At 59.7% G+C, this 22241-nt stretch carries 20 protein-coding genes; 13 read left to right on the top strand and 7 right to left on the bottom strand.

Translation table 11 applies throughout. The features are described 5' to 3' along the window. Positions 1–231 precede the first annotated feature (231 nt). A complete protein-coding gene (locus B8991_RS16235) occupies positions 232–555 on the bottom strand; it encodes a 2Fe-2S iron-sulfur cluster-binding protein (protein ID WP_084353987.1) in 324 nt (107 codons plus the stop codon). Between the two features lie 371 nt (positions 556–926). Continuing rightward, a complete protein-coding gene (locus tag B8991_RS16230) occupies positions 927–2351 on the bottom strand; it encodes a Do family serine endopeptidase (protein WP_084353998.1) in 1425 nt (474 codons plus the stop codon). A gap of 456 nt (positions 2352–2807) precedes the next feature. Between B8991_RS16230 and rpiA the strand changes: the two genes are divergently transcribed. The 7 genes from rpiA (at position 2808) to B8991_RS16195 (ending at position 10017) form a co-directional block, all read left to right on the top strand. Next, positions 2808–3596, top strand: a complete 789-nt coding sequence (gene rpiA, locus B8991_RS16225) for a ribose-5-phosphate isomerase RpiA (protein WP_084353986.1) — start codon at positions 2808–2810, stop codon at positions 3594–3596. A gap of 47 nt (positions 3597–3643) precedes the next feature. After that, positions 3644–5002: a glutathione-disulfide reductase gene (gene gor / locus B8991_RS16220; RefSeq protein ID WP_084353985.1), complete on the top strand. Its 1359-nt coding sequence runs from the start codon at positions 3644–3646 to the stop codon at positions 5000–5002. A 74-nt stretch (positions 5003–5076) separates the two neighbouring features. Beyond that, the gene (hflK, locus tag B8991_RS16215; RefSeq protein WP_084353997.1) at positions 5077–6234 is read left to right on the top strand and encodes an FtsH protease activity modulator HflK; all 1158 of its coding nucleotides are present in this window, start codon (positions 5077–5079) and stop codon (positions 6232–6234) included. Next, entirely contained in the window at positions 6234–7286 is a 1053-nt protein-coding gene (gene hflC / locus B8991_RS16210) for a protease modulator HflC (protein ID WP_084353984.1), read from the top strand. Before hflK ends, hflC begins: the two co-directional genes overlap by 1 nt. Then, the gene (locus B8991_RS16205; protein WP_328588523.1) at positions 7283–7480 is read left to right on the top strand and encodes a DUF2065 domain-containing protein; all 198 of its coding nucleotides are present in this window, start codon (positions 7283–7285) and stop codon (positions 7478–7480) included. The genes hflC and B8991_RS16205 overlap by 4 nt, the downstream gene beginning before the upstream one ends. An 84-nt stretch (positions 7481–7564) precedes the next feature. Further along, a complete protein-coding gene (locus tag B8991_RS16200) occupies positions 7565–8938 on the top strand; it encodes an L-serine ammonia-lyase (RefSeq protein ID WP_084353983.1) in 1374 nt (457 codons plus the stop codon). Positions 8939–9081: 143 nt separating this feature from the next. Continuing rightward, positions 9082–10017 carry a DMT family transporter gene (locus tag B8991_RS16195; RefSeq protein WP_235866660.1) on the top strand — a complete coding sequence of 312 codons (936 nt, stop codon included), beginning with the start codon at positions 9082–9084 and terminating at the stop codon, positions 10015–10017. Here the strand turns inward: B8991_RS16195 and B8991_RS16190 are convergent. Next, positions 9959–10621 (bottom strand): thiamine diphosphokinase, encoded by a 663-nt coding sequence (locus B8991_RS16190; RefSeq protein ID WP_084353982.1) that lies wholly within the window; start codon positions 10619–10621, stop codon positions 9959–9961. The two genes, B8991_RS16195 and B8991_RS16190, sit on opposite strands and share 59 nt — an antisense overlap. A 137-nt stretch (positions 10622–10758) precedes the next feature. Here B8991_RS16190 and B8991_RS16185 point away from each other — a divergent pair, with 137 nt between their 5' ends. The 3 genes from B8991_RS16185 to B8991_RS16175 all read left to right on the top strand — a co-directional run bounded on the left by B8991_RS16185 (position 10759) and on the right by B8991_RS16175 (position 13885). Beyond that, a complete protein-coding gene (locus B8991_RS16185; RefSeq protein WP_143514629.1) occupies positions 10759–11913 on the top strand; it encodes a hypothetical protein in 1155 nt (384 codons plus the stop codon). 242 nt (positions 11914–12155) lie between these two features. Beyond that, on the top strand, positions 12156–13187 hold the full coding sequence (locus B8991_RS16180; RefSeq protein ID WP_084353980.1) for an NADP-dependent oxidoreductase: 1032 nt from the start codon (positions 12156–12158) through the stop codon (positions 13185–13187). 23 nt (positions 13188–13210) lie between these two features. Continuing rightward, positions 13211–13885 carry a type 1 glutamine amidotransferase domain-containing protein gene (locus B8991_RS16175; RefSeq protein ID WP_084353979.1) on the top strand — a complete coding sequence of 225 codons (675 nt, stop codon included), beginning with the start codon at positions 13211–13213 and terminating at the stop codon, positions 13883–13885. Between the two features lie 81 nt (positions 13886–13966). Here B8991_RS16175 and B8991_RS16170 read toward each other — a convergent pair whose 3' ends face one another. From B8991_RS16170 to B8991_RS16155, 4 genes are all read right to left on the bottom strand, one after another. After that, a complete protein-coding gene (locus B8991_RS16170) occupies positions 13967–15619 on the bottom strand; it encodes a GMC family oxidoreductase (protein WP_084353978.1) in 1653 nt (550 codons plus the stop codon). Between the two features lie 159 nt (positions 15620–15778). After that, on the bottom strand, positions 15779–16621 hold the full coding sequence (locus tag B8991_RS16165; RefSeq protein ID WP_179141519.1) for an amidohydrolase family protein: 843 nt from the start codon (positions 16619–16621) through the stop codon (positions 15779–15781). A 47-nt stretch (positions 16622–16668) separates the two neighbouring features. Then, on the bottom strand, positions 16669–17388 hold the full coding sequence (locus B8991_RS16160) for a response regulator transcription factor (RefSeq protein WP_084353994.1): 720 nt from the start codon (positions 17386–17388) through the stop codon (positions 16669–16671). After that, positions 17385–18614: a GAF domain-containing sensor histidine kinase gene (locus tag B8991_RS16155; protein ID WP_235866659.1), complete on the bottom strand. Its 1230-nt coding sequence runs from the start codon at positions 18612–18614 to the stop codon at positions 17385–17387. Before B8991_RS16155 ends, B8991_RS16160 begins: the two co-directional genes overlap by 4 nt. Before the next feature lie 239 nt (positions 18615–18853). Here B8991_RS16155 and B8991_RS16150 point away from each other — a divergent pair, with 239 nt between their 5' ends. The 3 genes from B8991_RS16150 to B8991_RS16140 are packed head-to-tail and all read left to right on the top strand — an operon-like array spanning position 18854 to position 22239. After that, positions 18854–19858: an ABC transporter substrate-binding protein gene (locus tag B8991_RS16150; protein ID WP_084353976.1), complete on the top strand. Its 1005-nt coding sequence runs from the start codon at positions 18854–18856 to the stop codon at positions 19856–19858. A gap of 6 nt (positions 19859–19864) precedes the next feature. Continuing rightward, positions 19865–21307 (top strand): sugar ABC transporter ATP-binding protein, encoded by a 1443-nt coding sequence (locus B8991_RS16145; protein WP_084353975.1) that lies wholly within the window; start codon positions 19865–19867, stop codon positions 21305–21307. Continuing rightward, positions 21304–22239: an ABC transporter permease gene (locus B8991_RS16140; RefSeq protein ID WP_084353974.1), complete on the top strand. Its 936-nt coding sequence runs from the start codon at positions 21304–21306 to the stop codon at positions 22237–22239. The genes B8991_RS16145 and B8991_RS16140 overlap by 4 nt, the downstream gene beginning before the upstream one ends. Positions 22240–22241: the final 2 nt, after the last annotated feature.

Raw genomic sequence — 22241 nt, 5'->3', positions numbered from 1 at the left:
GCTCAAATCAATAACTACCGCCGCACGACCTCTCATCATCCGCTCCCAAGGCTGCCTCAAATCTATGATGACAACTTCGGTTCCGGGTGACTAGGTTGGTGCCACCTCCATAGCGGCAATCCCGCTCTCCACAGGCACGACGCATGCAGAGCGCGGCGAGCGGGACCAGGCCACGCGCGAAGCAGCAGACGCCGCGCCTTGCTTCGCATACAAAACGCCAGAATTTGTTCTTCAGATCTGTTTTACAGGCATCTGGACGACCAATCCGTCCAGCTCATCCGTGACCTTGAGTTGGCATGTCAGCCGGGACCGTTCCGGATCAGGCTCGAATGCAAAATCCAGCATATCCTCTTCCATGTCGTCGCGGGCAGGCAATTTCTCGACCCAGGCCGGATCGACATAGACGTGACAGGTGGAGCAGGCGCAAGCCCCGCCGCAATCGGCCTCGATGCCGGGGATATTGTTGTCGCGCGCGCCTTCCATAACAGTCAGCCCATTGGCCACATCGACCACATGCTGTGTTCCGTTGTGCTCGATATAGGTGATCTTCGCCATCACTGGCTCCTTGTTTCTCAGTATTTTGACCTTCCTAGCCAAGCCACCACGCGCGTACCACCCCAAATGGGCGTTTGCGCGCCGCAGCGGACGCTGTGCAAGGTGATAAGGGCCCTAAACTCCGCCAGTCCAACGCCCGTTCTCCGACGTCCCGGCCGTGCCTATCTCCGGTCAACCCAAAGCGGACAAATCAAGGCCATTCGTCGCAAGCGGTCAACCCATGTTTTGCAGCGCGCATGGACCCATGCGCGCACCGGCGTACAGACCAAACTGCTCCGCCTTGTGCAAACCGTGCGCAGACATGGTTCCCAATAGAAAAGGGCACCAAGAAGCGCCCCTTTCCATCCGTTCAGTAACGCTTTGCGTCAGGCTCAGTCTTCGTCAAGTCCCAGCGCCACAAAGCGTGGATCACCGTTGCGACGCACAAGCAGCAAGAGTGATTTGCGCCCGGCTTCGCGGGCCTCATCGACCCGGCCCTCGAAATCGGAGATGCTGCTTACCTTGCGTTGTCCCGCTTCGGTAATCAGATCGCCAGCGCGCAGGCCCTTCTCATAGGCTTGACTGACCTCGTCGACGTCCTTGACCACAAGACCTTCGGCATTGCTTCCCAGATCAAGCTGTGAGCGCAACTCGTCATTGAGCACCGAAAGCGTCAGGCCAAGAACCTCCGTCTCAGCAGGAGATTCGGGCGTGTCCCCACCGGGCTGCGCCGCAGGGATCGCACCCTGTGCCTCTTCACGGCGTCCAAGTGTGATCTTCAACGTTTCCGATGTGCCTTCGCGGTTCACGACGACACGCACGGCCTTGCCGACCTCGGTATTGCCGACCTGACGGACCAATCCACGGGTGTCCTCGACCTCGCGGCCATCGAAGCTGACGATCACGTCACCTTGTTTGATGCCGGCTTCCATTGCTGGACCTTCGGGAACGTCGGTGACCAGTGCACCCGCGGTTGTCTCAAGGCCCATCGCCTCGGCGACATCGTCGGTCACGTCCTGAATGCGCACGCCCAACCAGCCACGGCGGGTTTCACCAAATTCCTTCAGTTGATCGACCACACGGGTGACGACATTGGACGCCATCGAGAATCCGATCCCGATCGAGCCACCATTGGGCGACAGAATGGCCGTATTCACACCGACAACTTCGCCATCCATATTGAACAGCGGTCCGCCGGAATTGCCGCGGTTGATCGCAGCGTCGGTCTGGATATAGTCGTCATAGGTTCCCGATAGTGCCCGGTTCCGCGCCGAGACAATCCCGGCAGAAACGGAAAAACCCTGCCCCAGCGGATTGCCCATGGCCATGACCCAATCGCCGACCCGCGCGACATCGCTATCGCCGAAACTGACAAATGGCAGCGCTTCGTCCGTGTCGACCTTCAGCAGCGCGATGTCGGTGTTGGGATCTGTGCCTACGACAGTGGCGGGCAGTTCCCCACCATTGAAGAATTCAATCGTTACCTCGTCAGCGCCATCAATCACATGATTGTTGGTCACGATAAAGCCATCCTCGGAAATCACAAAACCGGATCCCAACGCGGATGAACGGCGTGGGCGGTTGCCCTGACCGTTGCGATCCTGGAATTCACGGAAAAAATCCTCGAACGGGGAGCCTTCGGGGACGATGCCCTGCGGGCCGCTACGCCCCTCGACCATCGTCGAAGTGGTGATATTGACGACCGCCGGGCTGATACGCTCGGCAAGATCGGCGAAAGTTTCGGGGGCCCCGCGCGCCGCGGCGGCGATCGCCTGCGACATGATCAGCATCACGGTCAGACCGGACAGCCAGATCATTCGGAGGCGGGACCCGGAGATCTGCGTGGTTGCGATTGCCTGTGGTTGCACTCGACTTCTCCTTGTCAGTGACGTGGGATGGTCATTTCCTGCGAACGACCATCTGATGAGGTCAATGTAGGCACAGAATTGCGGAACGCAAACAGCCCGTCTGTCCATTCAAACCCTGTTCAACGCGTTGTGAGAGTCCTTGAGCGCGCTGCGATCAATGGGGTTGCGTGAATGGACCGGAACATCATTACATTGCCGGGACTTGGAAAAGCTGCGTTCGTTTTGCAGGCATTGCAACGCATGCAGACAATACGAAGAGCATTGTAACATTTCGATCATCGGGGTCGACCGTCCGGTGCCAGCCGCCACATTTCCGACAGTGCCGGGGCGATTTGTGGCAAATGGCCCCTCGCACCCCTGCCCCATCTTGCCTATAACGCCCCAGCAACCAACGGAGTGCCGTCGATGTCGTCTGAATTGTCCGCCAATGACAGGGCCAAGAATGCCGCTGCCCGCCGTGCCGCCGATTTCGTCAAGGATGGCATGCGGGTCGGACTTGGCACCGGATCAACCGCCGCGTGGCTGGTGAAGTGTCTGGGCGAAAGGGTTCGCGACAACGGATTGAAATTCCGCGGCGTCCCGACATCGACCCGCACGGCAGAACTGGCGCGTGAAGTCGGCATTGAGGTCATTACACTCGACGAGGCCGGATGGCTGGACGTCACGATCGACGGGGCCGATGAGTTCGACGGCGATTTCAACCTCATCAAGGGCGGCGGCGGCGCATTGTTGCAGGAAAAGATCGTCGCGACGGCAAGCGACAAGATGGTGGTGATCACCGATCCCGCCAAAGAAGTCGCGAGTCTGGGGAAGTTTCCGCTGCCTGTCGAGGTCATCCCCTTCGGTATGCGCACGACAAAGACGCTGATCGAGGATGCGCTGGGGTCAATGGATGTATCGGGCCGCGACGTGACCCTGCGGATGAACGGCGACGCGCCTTATGTGACCGACGAAGGCAACCACATCCTAGATCTGCATCTTGGCCGCATCGGCAATGCGCGTCAAATGGCACTGACCTTGAACCAACTGCCCGGCGTGGTGGAAAATGGCCTGTTCATCGACGTCTGTGACGTGGTGGTGATCGGGCACAGCGATGGGACGGTCGATCTCCGCGACATTACGTCGACAATGGCCAAACAGGCCCGACCGAGCACTGAAAAGAACGAAAACCTGTTCACCGATCTGGACGGCTGAACGCGCAGGCGGGCTGACCTGCCAGCAAAGAAGTTGAGGCAAGACCGATGGAATTTGACTACGACCTGTTTGTGATCGGCGGCGGCTCTGGCGGGGTGCGCGCGGCGCGCGTCGCAGCCGGAGAGGCCGGTGCGAAAGTGGGGCTGGCCGAAGAAAGCCGCTATGGCGGCACCTGCGTGATCCGGGGCTGCGTACCCAAGAAGCTGATGGTTTTTGCCAGCGAATACAGTGATACCGCCCAAGACGCGCAGGCCTATGGCTGGAAGATGATGGCAGGCGGTTTCGACTGGCCGATGTTCCGCGGCAAGCTGGAGGCAGAGCTTGACCGGCTTGAAGGCGTATACCGCAACCTGCTGGCCAATTCCGGCGTCGAGACGTTTGATATGCGCGCCCGCATCGCCGATCCACATACGGTGGAACTGGCCGATGGGACACGCAAGACCGCCAAGCATATCCTGCTGGCCTTGGGCGGCTGGCCGGTCAAACCCGACCTGCCCGGTGCCGAACTGGCGATCACCTCAAACGAGATCTTCCATCTCGACAAGTTGCCGAAACGTCTGCTGATTCTGGGTGGCGGTTATGTGGCATGCGAGTTCGCCGGCATCATGAACGGTCTTGGCGTTCAGACCACGCAGTATTATCGCGGCGCGCAGATCCTGCGCGGCTTTGACGAAGAGGCGCGCGGGCTGGTCTCCGAAGAAATGATGCAATCCGGCGTCGATCTGCATCTCGGCACCAACGTGCTTGAGATGAAACAGGTCGAGGATGGCATCTGGGTCAAGGGCACCAATGGTTCCGAACGGGTGTTCGACCAAGTGATGTTCGCCACCGGGCGCGCGCCGAACACGTCCGATATGGGGCTGGAAGATGTCGGTGTCAAACTTGGCCGTCGTGGCGAGATTGAAGTGGACGAGTTTTCGCAAACCTCCGTGCCGTCGATCTATGCGATCGGCGACGTAACGGGCCGGGTAGAACTGACGCCGGTCGCGATCCGCGAGGGCATGGCTTTCGTCGAGACCGTGTTCAAAGGCAATCCCACACCGGTCGATCACGAGTTGATCCCGACCGCGATTTTCACCCAGCCCGAGATTGGCACCGTTGGCCTGTCCGAAGAGGACGCCCGCGATCAGGAACCGGTCGAGATTTACTGCACCAGTTTCAAACCCATGCAACAGGCCTTTGCAGGCCGCTCTGATCGGGTATTGATGAAGCTGGTCGTCAGCCAGAAAACCCGCAAGGTTCTGGGCTGTCACATCGTGGCACCGGGCGCGGGCGAGATGATCCAGATGGCGGGAATCGCCATCAAGATGGGAGCAACCAAAGAAGATTTCGACCGGACCGTGGCAGTACATCCCACCATGTCCGAAGAGATGGTCACAATGCGGCAACCAGTCCGCACAGCTTGAAATTCACGCATTCGTTCACAGTTACCCTGTAACCGGTTAGAACGGGCGCAATGATCGAGGAGGTTACGGCACAGATGGCAGGCAACAGTGGCGGCCCGTGGGGCGGCGGCGGACAAGGCGGCGGAAACCGCGGTTCCGATAACGGAAACAACGGCGGAGGCCGACGGCCCGGCGACGAAGGCTCTCAGCTGCCTGAGATCGACGAACTGGTCAAAAAGGGTCAGGAACAACTGCGTGTCCTGATGGGCGGCAGGGGTGGTCGTGGCAACGGCACCGGCTCTGGTGGTGGCGGTGGGCCAGCGTTCTCTCGCGGCACGGTCGGCATTGCGGCGCTCGCGGCAATCGGTTTGTGGGCGTTCTCCAGCTTTTACACCGTCAAGCCCGAAGAACAGTCGGTCGAGCTGTTCCTTGGCAAATACTCTGCCACCGGCAATTCCGGTCTGAACTTTGCGCCCTGGCCTCTTGTGACCTACGAAGTCATCAACGTCACCTCGGAGCGGACCGAGAATATCGGCGACGGGCGCGGCACCGGCGGCGACGGCCTGATGCTGACCACCGACGCCAATATCGTGGATATCGGGTTTCAGGTGGTCTGGAACATCTCCGACCCGGCAAAGGTGCTGTTCAACATCCGCGATCCTCAGTTGACTGTTCAGGCCGTATCCGAAGCGGCGATGCGCGAGATCATCGCGGCGTCTAATCTGGCACCAATCCTGAACCGTGACCGTGGTCTGATCGCAGATACGGCATTGGAGAACATCCAGCAGACGCTTGACGATTATGAAAGCGGTATCAACGTGGTGCGCGTCAACCTTGACCGCGCCGACCCGCCGAACGAGGTGATCGACGCGTTCCGCGAGGTGCAGGCCGCCGAACAGGAACGCGACCGGTTGCAGCGTCAGGCTGACGCCTATGCCAACCGTGTTCTGGCCGAAGCCCGCGGTGAGGCCGCGCAAAAGCTGGAAGAGGCCGAAGGCTATCGCGCCAGCGTGGTCAACCAGGCCATCGGTGAAGCCAGCCGCTTCATCGCTGTGGCAAGCGAGTTCAATCAGGCACCCGAGGTCACCCAGCGGCGGCTTTATCTTGAAACCATCGAACGCACGCTTGGCAAGGTCGACAAGATCATCCTTGACGAAAGCAGCGGCGGCGACGGTCAGGGCGTGTTGCCCTATCTGCCGCTGAACGAATTGCGCCGATCCGGCGCTGGCACCACTTCAGGAGGGTCGAACTGATGCGTAAATCCGCTTTGCTTGTCCCCGTCATCGCCGTGGTGCTGATCGGGCTTTTCATGTCTCTGTTCATCGTCGATGAACGCGAAAAGGCGCTGGTTCTGCAATTTGGCCAGATCCGCCAGGTTGTCGAAGAGCCGGGCCTTGGCTTCAAGGTGCCGCTGATTCAGGAGGTCGTGAAATATGACGACCGCATCCTGTCTCTGGACACCGACACGATCGAGGTGACGCCATCGGATGACCGCCGTCTGGTCGTCGATGCCTTCGCGCGTTACCGCATTTCCGATGTGGTGCAGTTCCGTCAGGCCGTTGGCGTGGGTGGTATCCGCACCGCAGAAGACCGTCTTTCGGCCATCCTGAACGCGCAGATCCGCGAAGTTCTGGGTGCCGATCAGGTCACCTCTGACACCATCCTGTCGGTCGAGCGCCGCGATCTGGCGGTTCGTATCCGTACTGCGGCCCGGACCCGCGCCGAGAGCCTTGGGCTGGAGATTGTCGACGTTCGGCTGAAGCAGACGAACCTCCCGCAGCAGAACCTTGAGGCCACCTTTGCACGGATGCGCGCCGAGCGTGAACGCGAAGCCGCAGACGAGATCGCTCGCGGTAACGAAGCCGCGCAGCGTGTCCGCGCGACAGCCGACAGAACCGTGGTTGAAACCGTGTCGAACGCCGAACGTGACGCCGACATTACCCGAGGTGAGGCCGATGCCGAACGGAACCGCGTTTATGCCGAAGCCTTTGGCGACAATACAGAGTTCTTCGCCTTCTATCGTTCGCTCGCCGCGTTCGAGGAGACCATGCAGGAACAGAACTCCACGTTGGTGATCTCGCCTGACAGCGATCTGCTCAGCCCGATGTTCGGTGCAATCCGGGCGGAAGGTCTGGGTGCGGTGAATGTCGACAACATGGATGTCGAGAAGCTGCGCCAGATGGCCCCAGAAAGTCCGGGTGCGCCCAATCTGCCCGCGCAGATTACCGACGAGCCAGAGGCAGATGCCCCTGAATCCGGCGATCCCGGGGAAGGCGCAGAGGATGCGCCTGCCGCAACCAATTGATCGAGACGCTGATCCTCGCGATCGGACTCGTTCTCATCGTGGAGGGGCTGGCCTGGTTGCTGGCCCCTTCGCTTATCGAGACCCTGCTGGAAGCGCTGCGCAGTCTGGATATTGATGCGCGCCGTCTGGTCGGCCTTACCGCGATAGCAATCGGGGCGCTGTTCCTGTGGGCCTCGTTCTGGATGGGTATCTGAACGCAGTTTGTGCCGACAACTGCGCCCTCTATGTCTTGTGTCTGGGCTAGGTCTCTGGTTAGCCCGCAACGAAGGAAACTCGCCATGTTCCTCTCTGTCTTCGAGATGTTCAAACTGGGCATCGGCCCGTCTTCGTCCCACACGATGGGACCGATGGTCGCGGCCGGGCGCTTTCTTGAAACGTTGCGCAATTCGCCTTTTCAAGCGCACGGGTTGCGGGCCAGCCTGCACGGATCGCTCGCACATACCGGGGTCGGCCACGCGACGGACCGCGCCACCGTTCTGGGCCTCGCGGGCTTTGCGCCCGAAACCTATGACCGCGATGCGGCAGACGCCGCCATGGATCAGATCAGGGACACCAAACAGGTGGCACCCGATGGCTTGCCGCCCATGCAGTTCGATCCGCGCAATGATCTGAAATTTGATTTCGGCCCGGCCCTGCCCGGACATGCCAATGGCATGATCCTGATGGCCACTGATGCGCAAGGAGACGTCTTGCTGCGCGAGACGTATTATTCCGTCGGCGGCGGTTTTGTTCTGACAGAGGCCGAACTGGCCGAAGGGCAGGACACCGATCGGGGCGATCCCATCCCCTACCCGTTCAAGTCCGCAACCGAGATGCTGCGCATGGCCGACGATAGCGGCCTGAGCATCGCCCAGATGAAACGTGCCAACGAGTTGTCACGCGGCACGGCCCAAGGGTTGGATGACGGGGTCAAGCGCATCTGGCAGGTGATGAACGACTGCATCGACCGCGGCCTTGAGAACGACGGCATCCTGCCCGGCGGATTAAACGTCCGAAGACGCGCGCGGGGCATCCACGACGCACTTCAGGCCGAACGCGGCATGAACCAATCGGCTCCGCACACGATCAACGACTGGATGAGCATGTATGCGATGGCCGTGAACGAGGAAAACGCCGCTGGCGGCCAGGTTGTCACCGCCCCCACCAACGGCGCTGCGGGTGTGGTGCCGGCCACGATTCGGTATTGGCTGGACCATGTGCCGGGGGCCATGACGTCCAAGATCCCCGACTTTCTGCTGACTGCGGCTGCGATTGGCGGGCTGGTCAAGTATAACGCCTCTATCTCTGGTGCAGAAGCGGGATGTCAGGCCGAGGTCGGCAGTGCCTCTGCGATGGCTGCGGCCGGGTTATGCGCCGTCATGGGCGGCACGCCCGCGCAGATCGAGAACGCCGCAGAGATCGCGTTGGAGCATCACCTTGGCATGACCTGCGACCCGGTGAAGGGCCTTGTTCAGGTTCCGTGTATCGAGCGGAACGGGCTGGGGGCCGTCAAGGCCGTCACCGCGGCCAGTCTGGCGATGCGGGGCGACGGGACGCATCTGGTCCCGCTTGATGCCTGTATCGAAACAATGCGCCAGACTGGTCAGGACATGGCCGACAAGTACAAGGAAACCTCGCTGGGGGGGTTGGCCGTGAACGTCCCCAATTGCTAAGGTTGTGGCCCGCAGTTTGAACGTCTCTTGCCTGCATTTTGGTAGGGGCAGAACAGAATGTGACGCACACGCATAAAGAAATCGCCACACGCAATAGATGAAATCAGATTGCCAAGTTTAACATTTCCGCTTAGCTTGGCTGGATGATGGACAGACCCCTGCTTGGTATCGGGCTTATGCTCGGTTTTTGTGTAGTGGCCCCCATGGGCGATGCGGTTGCCAAGTTGCTTGGCGGCGTGGTCCCGATCGGGGAGCTTCTGTTGGTACGTTTCGGCGTACAGGCACTGGTGCTGATCCCATTGATCGCCATGACCGGACGACCCTGGCGTATGCGTGGACGCGTGTTGCGCCTGACGTTCCTGCGCACCATCCTGCATGCGTTCGGCATTGCAATGATGTTCACGGCATTGATTTACCTGCCGCTCGCCGATGCGGTGGCGATTGCGTTTGTGATGCCCTTCCTGATGATGATTCTCGGCCATTATGTTCTGGACGAAGAGATCGGCTGGCGTCGGATGGTTGCCTGTGCCGTGGGCTTCATCGGCACGCTTCTTGTCGTCCAACCCAGCTTTCAAGAGGTCGGTTGGCCCGCTTTGCTGCCACTTGGCGTGGCCCTGAACTTTGCCTGTTTCATGTTGGTCACACGACAGATCGCCAAAGAGGTTGATCCGATCGGGTTGCAAGCGGTCAGCGGTGTCATGGCAGTCGCAATGATTACCCCCGCACTGTTGTTGTTCGGTGGCAGTTCCGGCTCTGCCTTCACATGGGTGAGCCCGTCGATGAATACATGGGCGTTGCTTCTGGGAATCGGTCTGCTGGGGACGCTGGCGCATCTTCTGATGACATGGTCCCTGCGCTACGCCCCTTCGGCCACGCTTGCGCCAATGCAATATCTGGAGATTCCCTTCGCAACGCTTATCGGCTGGCTGATCTTCAGCGATCTGCCCAACGCCCTGGCATCCGTCGGCATCCTGATCACCATGGCCGCCGGCCTCTATATCGTCGTGCGCGAACGGAACCTCAGCCGATTACCCCCCACGCCTCCAGGACCTGCGCAAATCCGCTCCGCGGCAGAATAACCAGCATACCGGCACCGTCCGTCTCCAGGTCGACGGGTCCCGTGACTTCGTTGGACGTGCCAATACGCCCGTCGGGTGCAAAGTCGAGGCCGTCGATGGGCCATCGCAGCCCGCTGCTGCGGCCTGTCACAGCGCCCATCGGGAACAGGGAAAACCGGCTGCCCAACGGCAGGTCCAACGCGATATGTCGCGGCGCGGCAAAGACGATATCCACCGCCCCGACCAACAGACACCGCCCCTCATACCGCGCCAACACCGACAGAACCGCAACCTGGTGATCCAGCCGCGCCCCAAGAAACCCGGCACACAGGACGGCGGGCGCTTCGATACTGCGCAGACATTTTTCGAAATCCGTGCTGTTCTGTTCGCCGACATGGTGCAGGCGTTCCGGCGGAATCGTAGCCTTCGCCGCATCTGACAGTGAATCGAAATCTCCAATCACCGCATGGGGCAAAATGTCACAGCTTAGCGCCACATCAGCGCCACTATCTGCTGCTACCACTTTGGGCGCGTACCTGAGGCATTCGCGCAAAGCAATTTCGTCGTGGTCACCCCCACCAACCAGCGTAACTGGTTCGGCACTATGTAAAATCTTATTGTTCATGTCATTTAATGGCGTTTTTGGAAACAGAACACAATATAGCCGCTAAATCGTTGATTTAAAGGCACAGGTTAGGGCCGCTCAAGGCCGCAATTGCGTGTCAGATATTCTTCTGACCGGACGACAAAGGTGAAATGCGCATGGCAGAGAAAGATAGCACGCTTGCTGTTTCCAATGGGGCATTCACCTGCCGGATTGAAGGTTTCGACAGGCCTGCCGACATCGTCCGCCTGATAGACCGATATCTCAAACAGCGCTCCGGCTCTTTAGATCCAGACCCCGAGCAACCGGATCCACAAGTGCTTGCCAAAATTGTCGGGTGCACCATCGGCTCAGGCGTCCGCGCCTATACGCGCAACGGTATCACTGTATTGTCCCCCTCTGCGGTATCGCCGCCAACAAACCATCAATCTTCAGCAGACGCAGTTGCCGTCGCTCGCGTGGTCAAGATCAAGCGCGCAAATTTCGAGAGGGTTGTCGCCAGGGGGCAGCTTGAAGAGGTCACCGAGGCGAGCGTTTCGCCGACACGCGCAGACTCTGGGCAGCCTCCCGAAACTGGCGTGCAAGCGCGTGCATTTCTGACCGAACAGCAGGTAGGCGACGACACCCATGGGAACCTGTCCAGACTGATCAGCAAAACCAATGACGAAATGGGGAAGGCCCGCGGACCGCATGGGCGCAAAGCCATTGAGCATCTTCGCGCTGCGGTGGCAGCGACCAAGGCCGGGCTTGGCATTTCCAGAACTGCAAATAATGACATGCACGAACAAGAACAGCATTATCGGCAGGATTTGGCAAAGGAGGTACGAACGCGCAGTGTACCGACGGCTCCCAACAACATTGTCGGCCTCTGCAACCCGTCTAAGCCCTACGCCAAATTGGTGCTGGAGGCCGAACAACAGATCAAACCGCCATGCCGAACACCCCTGCCGCGCAATGATCGGACCCGAACGCCTGCCCCGTCAGCATCTGAACCAAGGCAGAAAAAGACCGATCATATTGACCGCACCACAACTTTCGTCGCGTTCATCGGCGAGGTGAACGCCATCAGTCTGCCGGACTTGATGGAAGCTGCAACCGTCTATTTGACTTTCGTCGAGGGGCACGCCCAATTTTCGCGACGTCAACTCATGTCCAGGCTCCGCACGGTAAGACACGCAGATTACAGTCGAACAGACCGGTTGCAGTGCCTCGCTCAGCTGCTTGAGAAAGACAAGATCAGGAAACTGAATTGCGGTATGTTCGAGGTCACGGATCAGAACAAATACGTTCCGGTCATTCGACACACCAGCTGAAACAGTCCGGCAAGGCAGCGATCTCGACAGACAACGCCGCCAACCGCGGATACCAGCGATACAGCCAGAAAGCGGCCTTCGCCCGTTGCATTCTTGCGTCGCAGGCATAGCTACATGTTGACCAACGCCACAAATAAGACTCCATAAACCAGAATTGAGCGTTGCCGCCCGCGAGCCTACGCGATCAGCAATGCCATTCACACGGCAGATCAGCTCCAATATCTGCAAGAAAGGACACAATCGTGATACAAACGAGCACCCAGAACCGAAAATTCGTTCTGGCAGAGCGTCCCAAGGGCGAGCCTGACGAAAACACATTGCGTCTGGAAACCGTCGATCTTCCGACACCGGGTAAGGGCCAGATGCTGCTTCGGAACGAGTATCTGTCGCTTGACCCCTATATGCGCGGACGGATGAGCGATGCGCCCTCTTACGCCGCCCCGGTAGAAATCGGCGAGGTGATGATCGGCGGCACGGTGGCGCAGGTGCTAAGCTCGGACGTGACCGGGTTTGAAAAAGATGATTGGGTTGTCGCCTTTGGCGGGTGGCAGGACTATGCTCTGTCAGACGGCAAAGGCGTTATCAATATGGGCAAATCGCCCGAAAACCCGTCCTGGGCACTTGGCGTTCTGGGGATGCCGGGATTGACCGCCTGGGCAGGGCTGACCCAAATCGCGCAGCCCAAGAAGGGCGAAACCCTTGTCGTTGCCGGTGCCAGCGGTCCGGTGGGTGCGACGGTCGGCCAGATCGGCAAGATCCTTGGGCTGCGCGTTGTCGGCATCGCCGGCGGGGCCGAGAAATGCGCGCATGTTGTCGACACACTGGGGTTTGACGCCTGCATCGACTACAAGGCCGAGGGTTTTCCGGACGCTTTGAAAGCCGCTGTGCCAGACGGCATCGACATCTATTTCGAAAATGTCGGCGGCGCGGTCTTTGATGCGGTGTTTCCGCTGCTGAATACATTGGCACGCATTCCGGTCTGCGGTCTGATCAGCCAATACAACGCAACCTCTCTGCCCGATGGCCCGGACCGCCTGAACCAGTTGCTGGGGACCATCCTGCGCAAGCGGATGACTGTGCGCGGCTTCATCGTTTTTGACGATTTCGGACCGTATTATCCGGAGTTTGCGAAACAGATGGGCGACTGGGTGAAGTCAGGCAAGATCAAATATCGCGAAGAAGTCATCACCGGTTTGGAACAGGCACCCGCCGCGTTCATTGGGTTGTTGAAGGGCGAGGCTTTCGGCAAGCGCGTCGTCAAGCTGAGCGACTGACACAATCCAAAAGGCAATGACCAATGAAAATTCTGATGGTTCTGACATCGCACGACAAATTGGGCGACACGGGAAACAAGACCGGGTTCTGGCTCGAAGAATTCGCGGCCCCCTATTATGTGTTCAAGGATGCGGGCGCAGAGATCACGCTCGCATCGCCCAAGGGCGGGCAGCCGCCACTTGACCCCGGCAGCGATACCGAGGAAGCGCAGACCGACGCCACCAAACGCTTCAAGGCTGACGAGGCGGCGCAGCAAGATCTGGCGACGACCGAAGTTCTGTCGCGCGTCTCTGCCGACGGGTTCGACGCGATCTTCTATCCCGGCGGTCATGGGCCGCTATGGGATCTGGCCGAAGACGCGGACAGCAAGACGCTGATCGAAACCTTTGCCGCAAGCGATCGCCCGGTCGGCGCGGTGTGCCATGCGCCCGGCGTATTCAAGCACGTAAAAGGCGCGGATGGCAAAGCACTGGTATCCGGCAAGACCGTGACAGGGTTCACCAATACCGAGGAAGAAGCCGTCGGTCTGACCGACGTCGTTCCCTTTCTGGTAGAGGATATGCTGACTGCCAATGGTGGCACCTACAAGAAGGGCGATGACTGGGCGTCGTTCGTCGTCGTCGACGGCAAGCTTGTGACCGGCCAGAACCCCGCCTCTTCGGAAGAGGCCGCGCAGAAATTATTGGCGCTGCTTTAATATCGCATGACGGGGTGATCATAATTTGATTGCCCCGCCTACCCTCGCTCGACCAAGTTGCACGGCGGCTTTCCGGATGCGCTAACGCCCGGAAAGTATCCAGCCAGCCGCTTTTTCGGCGATCATCAACGTAGGTGAGTTGGTGTTTCCGCTGGTAATCTCAGGCATCACACTGGCATCGACAACACGCAGATTTGTCACGCCTTTAAGGCGCAGATGCGGGTCCAGCACGGCTGACGGATCATCCTCTCGGCCCATCTTTACCGTACCGACAGGATGAAAGATCGTTGACGCGATATCGCCTGCCAGTTTTGCCAGATCTTCGTCGCTTTGGTACTGGATGCCCGGTTTGAATTCTTCCGGCTGATAGGCGGCCATGGCCGGCTGCGACATGATCTGACGCACCTGGCGCAGACTTTGCGCGGCAACCTTTCGGTCTGCTTCCGTGTCCAGATAATTGGGCGAAATCACTGGCACGTCACGGAAATCCGCTGACCGGATCAGGACCTTTCCCCGGCTTGTCGGGTTCAGGTTGCACACGCTGGCCGTCACTGCCGGGAAACGGTGCAGAGGCTCGCCAAAAGCGTCAAGGCTTAACGGTTGCACATGATATTCGAGGTTTGGGTAAGGCTGATCCGGGTCCGATCGCGTAAAGGCCCCCAATTGGCTGGGCGACATGCTCATCGGGCCAGATCGTCTGAGCAAGTATTCAAGCGCGATCACCCCCTTGCCAAAAAGCGTGCTTGTGAGTGCGTTCAGCGTCTTCGTTCCCTTGACCTTATAGACCGCCCGGATCTGCAAATGGTCCTGCAAGTTTTCGCCCACGGCGGGCGCGTCCAGCACCACGTCAATACCATGCGAGCGCAACAGCCCTGCCGGACCGACGCCCGACAGTTGCAGGATCTGAGGGGAATTCACTGCGCCCGCTGACAGCACCACCTCGCGGGCGGCGCTGACCGAAACCGCTGTGCCGTCCTTATTTACCACGGCACCTGTGCAGCGCGGCTGTCCATCCGCGTCCTTTTCAAATGTCAGCTTTTCGACCTGCGCAGAGGTCCAGATCGTCAGATTGGGGCGCGTCCTGGCCGGGCGCAGAAACGCCTTCGATGTGTTCCACCGCCAGCCGGACCGCTGGTTGACGTCGAAATAGCCGACGCCCGCATTGTCGCCGCTGTTGAAATCATCGGTCCTCGCAATGCCCGTCTGCTCTGCCGCATCTGCGAAACTGTCCAAGACATCCCAACGCAAGCGTTGCTTTTCAATGCGCCACTCACCGCCATGGCCGTGCATGTCCGAAAATCGGCTATTGTCGCCGGTGTGCGGATCGGCACCGCCATCCAGCCTGTAGTGATCCTCATGGGCCATGAAATCGCGCAGAGAATGTTCCCAGTTCCATCCGTCATCGCCGGTCAGATCGGCCCAGTTATCGTAATCCCGCGCCTGACCGCGCATGTAGATCATGCCATTGATCGACGAACATCCGCCAAGGGTTTTTCCGCGCGGATAAAGCAGACTGCGCCCGTTCAGCCCCGGTTCCGGCTCTGTCTTGTACATCCAGTCCGCACGCGGATTGCCGATACAATAAAGATACCCGACCGGGATATGGATCCACGGATAGGTATCTGCCTTGCCCGCCTCAAGCAGCAGCACCTGATTGTTGCGATCCCCGCTCAACCTGTTGGCCAGCAGACAACCTGCCGACCCCGCGCCGACAATGATATAGTCGAAAATCATGTTGCTACCTGCCTCTGGACCTTTGGGACGTCATGCTAAGCGGGTTGTGCCTGTCGGGAAACTTTGAATGACTTTCATTGTGATGCTTTGGAGGCTGGTCAAGCGGCCATCCCGCCGCAATTCCCACTCGTGGGTTCGTGATTGTCGAAACCAATAGGCTCAATTCGCAAGCGCCCCACCGTAAAGGCGTAGCGCATTGTTCATCCTGATATCTGCCGCTTCCGAAGGGCTATAGGCAGACAAAAACCGGTCGCAGGTCGCAATCCAGCTTGGCAGTCCCATACCAGTGTTGCAGACCGGCCAATCGCTTCCCCAGACAACGCGTTCGGGGCCGAAGATGTCGATCACGCGGCGCATATACGGGAACATCACTGCGTCGGACTGTTGGTCCTGACGTGCATTCGCGGTGATGCCCGACAGTTTGATGGCCACAGTCTCTAACCCTTTGAACCGGGCAAGCGCGTTGGCCCAAGCGTCAAACCCGCCACTTGCAATGTCCGGATTTCCGCAATGATTGAGGATGAAACGCATCGACGGATTTGCCTGTGCCAACTCAACGCCGATCCGAAGTTGATCGGCGCGCAAGCACAGATCGAACGGATAGCCACGCCGCCCCATCAGCGCCAGGTTCGCACGAAACATCGGATCATCCGAAACGGTGTCCGGTACAACATGCAGAATCTGGCGAAAGGCCCGGACCCCAAGATCCCCGCATTCATCCAGCCAGGCTTCGAAATCACGTTCGGCAAGGCGGCAGGACGCGATCTGCCCGGCGAAACGGCCCTGATCTATCTGACCGGCGATAAAACGCGCCTCCTCCTTGTAGTCCGCATCATCGACGCCGGTTTCCATGAAAAACGACTGCGCGACCCTGCCCGACGTATCGGCGGCATAGTCATCAAGCGTGAAATTCCGGCTCTCCAGTTCCGCGATGCCGCTGGTCCAGGCATAGCCCAGCCGATCGCGCAGGATGAGATGATGATGTGTGTCCACATAGGTCATGACTTGAAATCCTGCTTTGCGCCTTGGTCGAACGACAATCTGGGCGCTCATTCACTGCGGGCGAGCTTCTTGGCATACCACGGGCCAAGCTCGCGTTCGGCTGCTATCAGTGTCTCGACGTTCAACATCCGGGTCAACAGTGCCCGGTTGACGGCCCGCGTGCGCTTGTTGAATGCCCCGCCTTCATCATCGACTTCCAGCTTTTGATAAAGCGACAACAATCGGTTCTGGACAGAGCGCAAAGACATCGCGCGACGATCCGCAATCAGCTTGTCCGTCAGACCCAGTGCCAGATCGACCAGAACCGAGAACTCGCTTTCGGTCAGGGTACTGCGCGGGGTGGTTGCACGTTGATGATAGCGGTTGATCTCGCGGTCGACCATGATCTGGCCTTCGATCAGCACCGCCCGCAAGGCCAGCCCCAGCCGATTTGCCGATGTCGTCTTGAGGACATATCCGTAGGCGCTCGTCTCGGGAACGATGGTGGTGATGCCGCGCAGATAGGCCTCGTCGGCGTAGTTTGACCAGAACAGGATGCGGGTTTCGGGATGCGCGGCCCAGATTGTCCGTGCGGCTTCTACCCCGTTGCGGCCCGGCATCTGCAAATCAAGGATGACCGCCGGATAGTCGCCGGACTTCGCCTCTTCCTCGCCCTTGTCACCATCCGCAACATGGGTGATCTCGCTGACTTCGGGAAGAATATCGCCGACCGTCTCGACCATGAAACTGGCGTGAAACTGGTCATCCTCAACAATCAACAGTTTCATATCGGAACCCCGGTCTGGGCGGATTGCGGCACGGTCAGCGTCACCCATGTTCCGCCATGATCCGTTATTTTCAGATCCGCGAGGATCAGACGCGCGCGCGTTTCCATATGCATCAACCCCGACTGTCGGCTGTTGAGTCGCCTTGAAAATCCACGACCATTGTCGCGCACACAAATCGTCAGCGCACCGGCGGCATCATCGCCGATGCTGACGACAATATTGCTGGCTCCGGCATGGCTGACGGCATTGTTGATCGCCTCTTGCGTGATCCTGTAAATGGCGGTGCGTACAGGCGAACACATCGCGTCAATATCAATGCTGGTGCGGTTCTCGACAGTGGTTGTCAGCGTTTCAGCAGCAAACCTGTCTGCCGAAGCGGCTTTTTGCAGGTGGGTGGAGACAGCGTGGACAAATCCAAACAGTTCAAGCTGCGACGGCACCGCCTCGTCGATGATGCGCCGCAGATCGTGGATGCAGGTTGTCAGCGTGTCGCCAACATAGGCCCGGTCAATGTCATGCGCATCGTTTGTCACGACGCGTAGCAAACGGGTCAGATCGGCAAGCGTCTGGTCGTGCAAATCCATACCGATGCGCTGGCGTTCCTGTTCCAGCGCCTGTGTCAGACTGGATGCGCCCTGCCGCAAGCCCTCTTCGCGCGATTGCATCTCTGAACGGGCCTGCGCATCGCGTTGGGCCTTCTCGATCGCGCGCAAGGCGTGAAAATAGGGTGCGAGCAAATCGGCCAGATGCTGGGCGAAATGCAGGGTTTCTTCGTCGAACCGGTCCGCCTGACTATGCGAGATGTTCAGCGTGCCGATCAATTGCCCCATCACCTTCATGCCGACATGCACGCGCGACCGCAGATTATGGTTGAAGATCGGCTCGCTGGCGCTGTTCGGAAAGATCTGGCGCGGATCAAGCATCGCGTCGGAGCAGATCATATGGTCCAGCTTTCCGGTCAGAACGTCGCGCACAGGCGAATTGATCAGTCGGGCCCTGCGCCGTGACCAGCGTGTCTGGATACCGACCTCGTAGGAGACAAGCCAATCCTCCCCATCGATCATGCAAATATCGAAATGCGTGAACGGCAGCACAGTGGCCACTTCCTGAGCCACCGCAGACAAGGCGGATTGGATCTCGGTCACGCGGGCGAGGTGGTTGGAAATACGTAGGAAAATATCCCTGTGGTATGCGGACGGGTGCGCCGATGTCGCCATCTCGTTCATGTTTCCTCCCTGCGCGGGCCGCGCGTTCCCTTGGACCAGCCTAGCGCGGATCACGGCAGCTGAGAACCGGAATGCCCGCAGCTAATTTGCGGGAACCCGCAAAAGGTTTGCGGCTTGTGCGCTTTACATGAGGTCACCGCATCGCGAGCATGTGCCGAAGTGGTCAGCCCAGAGGAAGGCTGCACGCTTAAGACGCGCGCGGCACTAATGATCGCGCCTTGACCGGGAGGAGACCCAAAATGAAATCACTGCTGCTGAGCGCGGCGGCCATCGCCATGGCTGCGCCCGCCGTATTTGCCGATACATCCGACAAACGCATCGCCCTGTCCAACAACTATGCCGGCAATTCCTGGCGTCAGGCGATGTTGCAATCCTGGGAAGACGTCTCTGCCTCTGCCGTGTCGTCCGGGACCGTCGCGGCGGCGGACGCGTTCACCACATCCGAAAACCAGGCGACCGAACAGGCCGCGCAGATCCAGAACATGATCCTTCAGGGCTATGACGCGATCGTGGTGAATGCCGCATCGCCCACGGCGCTGAACGGTGCGATCAAGGAAGCCTGCGATGCGGGCCTGACCGTCGTGTCCTTCGACGGGATCGTGACAGAGCCTTGCGCATGGCGGATCGCTGTCGATTTCGCTGAAATGGGCCGTTTGCAGGTCGAATACCTCGCAAGCCGCATCCCCGATGGTGGCAACCTGCTTGAACTGCGCGGCCTTGCGGGCGTGTTTGTCGATGACGAAATCTCGGCCGGCATCCACAAGGGTGTCGAGGAGAACCCGCAATTCGAGATTGTCGGCTCGGTGCATGGTGACTGGGCGCAGGACGTGGCGCAAAAGGCGGTTGCCGGTATTCTGCCATCGCTGCCCGAAATCGTCGGTGTTGCCACGCAGGGTGGCGACGGCTACGGCACGGCGCAGGCATTTGCCGCCGCTGGTCGCGACACGCCGCTGATTGTTCTGGGCAACCGGCAGGACGAAATGGCCTGGTGGGCAGAGCAGCACGCCGAGAACGGCTATGAAACCCTTTCGGTCTCAATTGCACCGGGCGTTGCATCGCTGGCCTTCTGGGTTGCGCAACAGGTTCTTGACGGTGCCGAAGTGCCCAAGGATCTGAACGTGCCGTTCCTCAAAGTGACGCAAGACACCCTTGAGGAAACGCTTGCCTCTACGCCCGAAGGGTCGGTTGCAACGACTGATTACAGCCTCGACGATGCAAAGGGCGTTATCGCCGGAGCGATGTAATCTGAAATGAACAGTGCCAAAGTTACCGGCACACCCCTTGTCGCCCTGACCAATGCCGAAAAACACTTCGGTGCGGTCAGGGCGCTTGACGGTGTGAGTCTGTCGATCTTTCCGGGTGAATGCATCGGGCTGGTCGGCCATAATGGCGCGGGCAAATCCACGCTGGTCAATCTTGTAAATGGCGGGCTGATGCCTTCGGCAGGCACGGTGAGCTTCCCGGCCACAGGCGCGCCACGCGCCTTGGAGGCTGGCGTGCGGTCCGTGTTTCAGGAATTGTCGCTTTGCCCCAATCTGACCGTTGCCGAAAACCTGCGCATTTCACATGCCGACCTGACCGGTTTTGGCTGGCGCACAAGGGCGCGCGCCGAGATCCGCAAAAGCCTTGATACCGTTTTCCCCGATCACGGCATTGATCCGAATATCACCGTGGACCGCCTGACCATCGCCGAACGCCAGATGGTTGAAATCGCCATTGGTTTCGCGCCGCGCGGCACGCAGGCCCGGCTTGTCATTCTGGACGAGCCAACCTCGTCCCTGGATGCGGCCATTGCGGAACAACTGCTGGCCCATATCAGACGGTTCTGCGCCCAAGGCGGCGCGGTGCTGTTTATCTCACATATGATGGGCGAGATTTTCGATGTCGCTTCGACCATCGTGGTGATGAAGGACGGCAAAATCGTCGCGTCCCGCCCAACCCCAGACTTCACCCGCGCCTCGCTGGTCGAGGCGATGGGTCATGTCGCCGGGCCCGAGACCGAAAAGGCTGCCACCTCCCGCCCGGCATTCGGCGCGGACATCCTCAATAGCAAAACCGGGCTGACCGCCAGCAAGGGCGAGGTCGTGGGACTGGCGGGTCTTGCCGGTCACGGTCAGGCCGAGGCCCTCGCACAACTCTATTTTGAACACACGTCGTCTTGGCGCGCGGGCAAAGGGTCTGACATGGTGTTTGTCGCGGGCGACCGTGGGCGCGACGGCATTCTGCCGCTCTGGTCGATCCTGCGCAATACAACCGTGTCGATCCTGCCGCAGATCGCGCGACGGGGCATTGTCGACCGTGCCGCCGAAACCCGGATTGCCGCCGAATGGAAAGCCCGCATCGGCATCCGCACCGCTGACGTGACCAACAATATCCTGTCGCTGTCAGGCGGCAATCAGCAAAAGGTTCTGTTCGCCCGCGCGCTGGCCTCGAAAGCGCCGGTGGTCGTCATGGACGATCCGATGCGCGGCGTGGATGTGGGAACCAAACAGGATGTCTACGCCATGATCCGATCCGAGGCCGCCAAGGGCCGCACGTTCCTGTGGTATTCCACCGAGACGGACGAGGTTTGCCAATGTGACCGGGTGTTCGTTTTCCGCGATGAGGCCATCTCGGCCGAGTTGACAGGCGCGGACATTACCGAAGACCGCATCCTTGAAGCCTCGTTTGAAATGCAAGGGGTGGACGCATGACCCGTCTGTTCGCGCGCCACCGCATCCTGCTGCCAATCCTGTCGCTGGCGGTTCTGCTTGCTGCGACCTTTTACATGCAGCCCCGCGCCATGAGCTATTTCGGCGTCAACCTGCTGTTCAATCTCGCCGTTCCGATTGCGCTGGCGACCGTCGCGCAGATGATGATCATCATGGTCAATGATATTGATCTGTCACTGGGCGCGTTTGTCAGCCTTGTTGCCTGCGTGACGGCAACCTTCCTGCATGACACGCCGGTCTTGGGCGTGTTGATACTGGCGGGTTTGATCGCCGCCTATGCCGGGCTTGGCGTCCTGATCCACAGGTTCGAACTGCCCGCCATCGTGGTGACGCTGGGCATGTCGTTTGTATGGGGCGGCATTGCGCTCAGCATCCTGCCCTCGCCCGGCGGCACCGCCCCGCCCTGGATCCGCAGCCTGATGACGGTCAAACCGTCGCTTGTGCCAATGGCGGTTGTGGCGGCCGTTCTGATTGCCGCTGTCACACATTTCCTGATCATCCGGACGGGGATCGGCACGGTGCTGCGCGGCGTCGGCGGCAATGCTGCGTCCGTGGCACGGGCCGGCTGGCCAGTGCTGCGCCTCAAGGCGTTGGCCTACGCGTTGGCCGGCTTGTTCGGCGTGCTTGCGGGCATGGCGCTGGTTGGGCTGACAACCTCGGCGGATGCCAATATCGCGCTGCGCTATACGCTGTTGTCGATCGCCGGAGTGATCCTCGGCGGTGGCGAATTCATCGGCGGCAAGGTCAGCCCGGTGGGTGCCGTGATCGGCGCGCTGACTCTGGCGCTGGCGGCATCGTTTCTGTCGTTTCTGCGGCTTAGCCCGGATTGGCAGATCGGCGCGCAGGGTGCCATTCTGATCCTCGTGCTGACAGCACGGCTGATCTTTACCCGCCGCGACGGACAGGAAGGATGACC

It is taken from the genome of Primorskyibacter flagellatus, from assembly GCF_900176485.1.
GTDB lineage: Bacteria > Pseudomonadota > Alphaproteobacteria > Rhodobacterales > Rhodobacteraceae > Primorskyibacter > Primorskyibacter flagellatus.
This window is presented reverse-complemented; position numbering and strand designations above follow the sequence as displayed.